The sequence below is a fragment of the Salinivibrio proteolyticus genome (assembly GCF_001996165.1).
Taxonomy (GTDB): domain Bacteria; phylum Pseudomonadota; class Gammaproteobacteria; order Enterobacterales; family Vibrionaceae; genus Salinivibrio; species Salinivibrio proteolyticus.
The window spans coordinates 21053-27162 of the sequence record NZ_MUFP01000031.1 but is presented as its reverse complement, the minus strand read 5'-3'; the positions used below and the strand labels follow the sequence as shown (position 1 = coordinate 27162).

6 protein-coding genes are annotated in these 6110 nt (G+C 47.3%); all 6 read left to right on the top strand.

Features of this window, described 5'->3' with window-relative positions; genetic code table 11:
* The first annotated feature begins 20 nt into the window (after positions 1–20).
* The 6 genes from ectA to BZJ19_RS16350 all read left to right on the top strand — a co-directional run bounded on the left by ectA (position 21) and on the right by BZJ19_RS16350 (position 6082).
* Positions 21–578, top strand: coding sequence for a diaminobutyrate acetyltransferase (gene ectA / locus BZJ19_RS16375; protein ID WP_077676399.1), 558 nt, complete (start codon positions 21–23; stop codon positions 576–578).
* 11 nt (positions 579–589) lie between these two features.
* The gene (ectB, locus tag BZJ19_RS16370) at positions 590–1867 is read left to right on the top strand and encodes a diaminobutyrate--2-oxoglutarate transaminase (protein ID WP_077676398.1); all 1278 of its coding nucleotides are present in this window, start codon (positions 590–592) and stop codon (positions 1865–1867) included.
* A 45-nt stretch (positions 1868–1912) separates the two neighbouring features.
* Positions 1913–2302, top strand: a complete 390-nt coding sequence (locus BZJ19_RS16365) for an ectoine synthase (RefSeq protein WP_077457892.1) — start codon at positions 1913–1915, stop codon at positions 2300–2302.
* Between the two features lie 78 nt (positions 2303–2380).
* Entirely contained in the window at positions 2381–3808 is a 1428-nt protein-coding gene (locus BZJ19_RS16360; RefSeq protein WP_069589806.1) for an aspartate kinase, read from the top strand.
* Positions 3809–4019: 211 nt separating this feature from the next.
* The gene (locus tag BZJ19_RS16355) at positions 4020–4655 is read left to right on the top strand and encodes a LysE family translocator (RefSeq protein ID WP_077676397.1); all 636 of its coding nucleotides are present in this window, start codon (positions 4020–4022) and stop codon (positions 4653–4655) included.
* 164 nt (positions 4656–4819) lie between these two features.
* Positions 4820–6082 (top strand): GGDEF domain-containing protein, encoded by a 1263-nt coding sequence (locus tag BZJ19_RS16350; protein ID WP_077676396.1) that lies wholly within the window; start codon positions 4820–4822, stop codon positions 6080–6082.
* Positions 6083–6110: the final 28 nt, after the last annotated feature.

The window sequence follows — 6110 nt, the reverse complement described above, 5'->3', positions numbered from 1 at the left end:
CGTTAGAGCACAAAACAATTATGTGGCGATCAAAAACGACAGATACGGCAGTTCTTGAAAACGAAGTCCTTGACCGTAAACAGATAAAACCGAGCACGCGGTTTGTGTTTCGTAAGCCATCAATTCGTGATGGTGGCGGCATCTATCGATTAATCACTCAGTGCCCTCCGTTGGATGTGAACTCCGCCTACTGCAACTTCTTACAGGCAACGCACTTTAAAGAGACCTGTGTTGTGGCAGAGCGTGACGGCGACATTCACGGCTTCGTCTCTGGCTACATTCGTCCAGAGCAACCAGACACATTTTTTGTGTGGCAGGTAGCCGTATCGCCCAAAGCACGTGGAGAAGGGCTTGCCCTATCAATGGTCGAAGCGTTACTGGCACGCAAAGTGTCACAAGACATCCGATTCATTGAAACCACAATCACTGAAGACAACGCCGGTTCTTGGGCGCTGTTCAAAAAGGTAGATCGCCTCTACGGTACAGGTGGTCAGCGCTCAGTGTTCCTTGATGAACAAGAGCACTTTAACGGTGAACATGACACCGAATACCTTTTCCGAATTCCACTCAAAAAATAACAGGATGAGTTATGGATATCTTTAAATCGCAGGAGTCAAATGTTCAATGTTACGCCAACAACTTCCCCGTCGTGTTTGAAAGCGCGAAGGGCTGTTGGATCACGGGCGTTGACGGCAAGCGCTACCTCGATTTTCTTGCTGGCGCCGGTTCGCTTAACTATGGACACAATAACCCGACGCTGAAAAAAGCGCTGATTGAGTACATCGAGAAAGATGGCATTACCCACGGCTTGGATATGCACACCGGTGCAAAAGCACGCTTTCTCGAGGTATTTAAAGAGCACATCTTGGCACCACGCAACTTGGACTACAAACTCCAGTTCACCGGTCCAACCGGTACAAACGCTGTTGAAGCGGCGATGAAGCTGGCACGAAAAGTGACAGGTCGTCCGAACATCGTTTCATTTACGAACGGCTTCCACGGCTGTACATATGGCGCACTCGCTGTGACCGGTAATCATCACCATCGCGGTGGTGGCGGTATGCCTGTGAATAACGCGGTAACACGTATTCCGTATGATGGCTATGCCGACGTTGACGGTCTCACACTGTTCGAAACCATGCTAAACGATGCATCAAGCGGCCTAACAGGTGGAGATAAGCCTGCCGCAGTTCTGCTTGAAGTCGTTCAAGGTGAAGGCGGTCTCAATGCAGCTTCCAATGAATGGCTACAACGCCTAGAAAGTATCTGTAAAGAGCATGGCATCTTGATGATCGTCGATGATATTCAAGCTGGCTGTGGTCGTACTGGTACCTTCTTTAGCTTCGAGCCATCAGGTATCACCCCAGATATCGTGACCTTGTCGAAGTCGATTGGTGGTTATGGCCTACCAATGGCACTGGTTCTACTGAAACCTGAGCTGGATCAATGGGCACCTGGCGAACATAACGGTACATTCCGTGGTAACAGCCATGCGTTTGTGACAGCCGCAGAAGCGATTGAAACTTACTGGTTAGATGATCAGTTCCAAACCCATATTCAAGCACGTGCGGATCAACTCAATAAAGTGTTGAAAGACGTCTTATCGAAAAATGGTGACCTGTTCGACACTATCAAAGGTCGTGGCCTGATGCAGGGTATCGCATGTAAAAATGGCGATATCTCTGATTCCATCACAAGCCTTTGTTTCGAACACGGTATGATCATCGAAACAGCTGGCCCTGATGATGAAGTGATCAAATTCTTCTCCCCATTGACAGTCAGCGAAGCTGAAATGGAGAAAGGCCTACAGATTTTTGTTAAGTCGGTTGAGCAATACAAGAAAGACAAATTGAAAAAAGCGTCTTAATTCAAAGCTCTCACCCATTAACAAACAGACGTATAAAGGATTGACATGATTGTTCGCACATTAGAAGAATGCCAAAACAGTGAACGCCGCGTAGTGGCTGAAAATTGGGAAAGTGTCCGTATGTTGTTGCGCGATGACAACATGGGCTTTTCGTTCCACATTACCACCATTTACGCCAATACTGACACGCATATCCATTACCAGAATCACCTAGAGTCTGTGTATTGCATGTCAGGTGAAGGTGAGATTGAAACGACCGACGACGGTAAAGTGTATCCAATCAAACCTGGCACACTGTACATTCTTGACAAACATGACGAGCACCAGCTTCGCGCAAATAAAGGTGTTGATATGGTCATGGCCTGTGTCTTTAACCCACCGATTACTGGGCAAGAGACACATGACGAAAACGGTGTTTACCCTCTGGTCGATTAACCGTCTTGGGGCAGCGGGATGCTGCCCCTGTAAACCCAATCGACGACTTCAATTCATAAAAGCCCACAAGGAGCTCACATGAATCATACCGTTGAAAAGATCGGCGGTACATCAATGTCAGCGTTCGACGCTGTCATGGATAATATCTTTTTGTACCCGTCTAACCCTTATAACCGAATTTTTGTGGTTTCTGCTTATGCTGGCATCACGGATGCATTGCTGGAGTGTAAGCGTTCTGGCAAGCCGGGTATCTATCGCCTACTCGCCGCCAATAATCCGAAGTGGCGCGATGCTATGGAAGAGCTGGAACAACGTATGCTGCTTATTAACAGCAACATGTTCCCTGACCCCGTTTATCGCGAGCGTGCAGACAACTTCATTCGTCAGCGTATGGAGAAAGCGCACAGCTGCATCGAAGGTATTCTCGAAACCTGTAACTATGGGCAGTTTTCTCTAGAAAGCTACTTGCCCCAAGTGCGCGAGTTCCTCTCCTCTATTGGTGAAGCTCACAGTGCGCACAACTCTTCTCTTTTGCTTGAGAGCGTGGGAATTAACTCACGGTTTGTTGACCTTTCTGGCTGGGACAACCCCGACGAAGCACAGGGTGATTTAAACACCGTGATTGCGCGCGCCATGGAAGATATCGATCTCAGCAATGAGCTGCCCATCGTTACCGGCTACGTATACTGCGATGAAGGTTTGATGAAAACATACGATCGCGGCTATAGCGAAATGACGTTCAGTCGTATTGCGGTATTGACCAAAGCAAGCAGCGCGGTGATCCACAAAGAGTATCATTTAAGCAGTGCTGACCCGCGTATCGTCGGTCCAGAACGCGTCCAGCCGATGGGCTTGAGCAACTACGACGTGGCTGATCAGCTTGCCAATTTGGGGATGGAAGCGATTCACCCGAATGCCGCATCAGGGATGCGTGCAGTTGGCATCGAACTGGTAGTGAAAAATACCTTCGAACCCGATCATCCAGGTACGGTAATTTCCCACAAATATCGCCCGAAAGACAATGAAATCGAGATCATTGCAGGTCGTGATAAAGTGCTGGCACTGCATATCTTTGATCAATCAATGGTTGGTCATGTCGACCGCGTCAGCTATGACGTGATGGAAATCATTCGTGAGGAGAACGTTCAGCTAATCAGTAAAGAGATGAACGCCAACTCAATCACTTACTATTTGGATGGTAAGACCGCTAGCCAAGACAAAGTGATTAATCGCGTTGAGAAGCTGTATCCTAAAGCGAAGATCACCGGCGAGATGGTTGCATTAATTTCGGTTATTGGTAGCCGTATTGATTCCAACCAGACCATGAGCCGAGGCATGCTTGCACTGCTGGACGCAGAGATTAATCCAAAAGCTGCGCACTCCTCTATGCGTGACGTGGATGTACAGTACGTGGTGTTGGATAAATTCTATCATGCGGCGATTTGCGCATTACACGCATGCTTTATTGAAAAGCCGGCCCCAAAGCCGACCATCAAAGCCGCGTAACCGCAGCGCTAAGAGATTAATTGCTCAGTCAATTTTTCTACCATTAAACGCCTCTTTCGAGAGGCGTTTTTTATTCTTATCAAATTAATTTTCCACTCCTGTTTACACTAAGCTTAGTACTAATGATTATCACAATAGATAAGTTCCGTTGATCCTTTTGCTTAAGCGGGTAAAATGCCGCGTTTTATTTTGTCAGTGATACGCGCATTCTATGATTGATCCAACCTTGCTCCCTGTTTATTTAACGGCCGTTGTGGCACTGCTTCTTATCCCCGGTCCAGACATGCTACTTATCATTAGTGCAAGTCTTAGTTATGGAAAGCGAGTCGGTTTTGCAGCAAGTTTAGGGAATGCGACATCCGGATTGATTCTGACCCTCTTGGCTGCTACTGGCGTGTCGGCGATGATTGCAATGTCGCCTATGGCGCTCACTGTTTTAAAGTACGTAGGCGCTGCTTATCTACTTAAAATGAGCATAGACACATGGCGAGCTTCGCCAGCGGATAGTGAGACGCTTGCGCATCGTCAAAAGATGGGCAGACACCTATACAAACGTGCGGTCATGACGAACTTACTCAACCCCAAGGCTCTACTCTTTTTTGTTCTGTTTTTACCTCAGTTCATCTCGCAACAAATCCAAGCATCCTCAGGTATGCAGTTATTGAGTCTGGGCCTATTGCTCAATATTCTCGGGTTGGTATTCAATGTCTTACTTGTCGTGATAGTTGGCCGTCTAGGTAGCGCTTTATTCACACGTCCTAGCGTTCAGCAATACCAGCATAAAATGATGGCAATCATTTTTGCGACTCTCGCTATTTGGCTATTTTTACAACAGAATAGTATTTAGTGGTTTGTCGAAAATACATTGAATAAAAAACCACCGAACCCTCGTGGTGCCATAAAACTTTCCCTCATTGTCTGGTATATTGTACGTAAGCTCGTCTTCAACGTGCGGGCTTTCCTTGCCTAGCATCACGAGTTTAGGCTGTTGTATCGGATGGATTCGAGTACGTGTTTGACCTTCATTTACCCACGCTAACACTAGCCTGTATCAGTATATTTTGGTTGCTAACGGTCGCTGTTTTATTGATTGGTTGGCAGTTTAATCAACACAGAGATATTAAGCTTTGGGGCGTAGCGTGCTTGTTGATCTCCGCAGGCACGTCCATATATAACCTCGGCAATAGCACAGAGATATCAGGGCTTGTTTGGCTCGGTGCCACTGCGGCAATGAGTGCCCAAGTTTTCATCTGGTGGGGGACCCAGTCACTCGAAAAACAGCCACTTTGGTGGCGTGTCGGCGGGTTGCTGTTCACACTGGTTGTTGGGATATACTCATTACTCCTTGTCAATGATGCGCCCCTTGCGATACGCATCAGTTTTTATTGCGTATTCTATGCGGTTATGCACCTGATGGTGCTTCGTATACTGCTCAAAAGCCACTATCGCGCACGCACTGGCTATCGTTTGTATACCAGTATCGTTTCTATCCTACTGATTCTATATGGCCTGCGCATCCAGTTTGCATTTGATACACCGTTCAACGAAACCACTTTATCCCATCGCTATATATTCATCTATTACATGATTTTGATGGCCGAGTTCGTCAAATTTGTGACCTTTATTTATCTTTGCTTCGAGCGCCTCGAATACACCTTGTGCCAACTTGCTTTGCAAGACACGCTCACTCAACTCCCCAATCGCCGTGCCTTTGTGACCCAAACCACCCAACGTCTTGAAGACGATACCGCTCACGCCTTGTTATTGGCTGACTTGGATAACTTTAAAAGTATTAACGACGTCTATGGCCATCTCGCCGGTGACCAAGTCCTGATCGCCTTTAGCCAACATTTACAGCACATCGCGCAACAAGAAGGTGCCTTGTGCGCGAGAACGGGCGGAGAAGAATTTATCCTGTTATTGAATGGTGATTCAGTCAAACGCGTACAGCAGATCGCATTGCAGCTTCGCCGACAAATTGAAGCCTGCCAAGTCAGGACAGAACAAGGACATATTATTCGCTTTACCGTCAGTATCGGTGTCGCCATCCATCGCCGCCATCAGCCTTTAACAATCAATCAGCTATTCGAATGTGCCGATGGCGCGCTTTATGAGGCAAAAGCACGGGGCCGGAATCGAATTGAATTTGCACTCACCGAGCATCACGCGGCACCCTCAAGTGTTGCGCCCATGCGAGTCACAGCCCCAACGCCTTGCGAAGAGTCGAACACAGATCTCCCTAAACGTTATCTCACACGACAATCTTTGACATAATAAGGATTCGGACATCCTAAGGAGATCA